The 1,214-nt window shown below is 65.0% G+C and carries 2 protein-coding genes; both read right to left on the reverse strand.

The annotated features are described in order from the left end of the window. Positions 1-179: 179 nt before the first annotated feature. The gene (gene rplL / locus IG80_RS0111605) at positions 180-554 is read right to left on the reverse strand and encodes a 50S ribosomal protein L7/L12 (RefSeq protein WP_032114190.1); all 375 of its coding nucleotides are present in this window, start codon (positions 552-554) and stop codon (positions 180-182) included. Between the two features lie 57 nt (positions 555-611). After that, positions 612-1,160, reverse strand: a complete 549-nt coding sequence (gene rplJ, locus IG80_RS0111610) for a 50S ribosomal protein L10 (RefSeq protein WP_032114191.1) — start codon at positions 1,158-1,160, stop codon at positions 612-614. Positions 1,161-1,214: the final 54 nt, after the last annotated feature.

The raw sequence follows: 1,214 nt of genomic DNA on the forward strand, positions 1-1,214 counted from the left end.
GCACGCCATCTCACGCTACTTCCGACTACCAGCTCCGCATGCGGGAACTGGGTTTCGCAGGTCTTGCCTGTCGTCGCATCCGGCCGTACGGGGCATGCGCCCCGGAACGACCAAAGGCCGGGGGCTTTCGCCCCCAGCCTTGGCGCATCACCGAATGGAACGGCGATGCAAGGTGTCGCTTACTTGAGCTCGACGGTCGCGCCGGCGGCTTCCAGGTCCTTCTTGAACTTGGCGGCGTCGTCCTTGGACACGCCTTCCTTGACGTCCTTCGGGGCGCCTTCGACCAGGTCCTTGGCTTCCTTCAGGCCCAGGCCGGTGATGGCGCGGACGGCCTTGATGACCTCGACCTTCTTCTCGCCGGCGGCCTTCAGCACGACGGTGAACTCGGTCTGCTCCTCGACCGGGGCGGCCGGGCCGGCCGGGCCGGCGGCCACGGCGACCGGGGCGGCGGCGGAGACGCCGAACTTCTCTTCGATGGCCTTGACCAGCTCCATCACTTCCATGAGGGTCTTGCCGGCGATGGCTTCGACGATCTGCTCGTTGGAAAGGGACATTGTGATTACCTTCTGAAATGTTTTCTGGAAAGGGAATTTAGGAAATCGTCGAAGCGGTCAGGCTTCGGTCGCGGCTTCTTCGGCAGCGGCAGCGGCGTCGGCGTCGGCCGGCGCGGCATCGCCACCACCCTGCTGATCGGCGACGGCCTTGACCGCGCGAGCAAACATGGTGGCCGGCTCGGCCAGGGCACGGGCGACCATCGCCAGGGCCTGCTCGAGGGTCGGCAGCGAAGCCAGGACCTCGACGTGGCTGGCCGGATACAGCTGGCCGCCCACCGCAACCACCTTGGGCTGCAGCTTGTCGTTGGTCTTGGCGAACTCCTTGATCAGGCGACCGGCAGCGCCGGGCTCCTCGGTCGAGAACGCATACAGCAGCGGACCCACGAGCGCATCCTTGGTGCACTCGAACTCCGTGCCTTCGACGGCGCGCGCGGCCAGCGTGTTCTTGACAACCTTCAGGAACACGCCGTTTTCGCGGGCCTTCTTGCGCATCGCGGTCATCTGGGAGACCGTGGTGCCTGCGTACTCGGCGGCGATCAGGGAGTGCGCCTTGGCGGCGACGTCGGCCAGTTCGGCGACGACTTCCTTCTTCTGGGACAGTCGTATAACTTCGTATAATGTATGCTATACGAAGTTATTACGGTCAGCTTGCCCTTGCCG

The organism is Candidatus Paracaedibacter symbiosus (genome assembly GCF_000757605.1).
GTDB classification, from domain to species: Bacteria; Pseudomonadota; Alphaproteobacteria; order Paracaedibacterales; family Paracaedibacteraceae; genus Paracaedibacter_A; species Paracaedibacter_A symbiosus.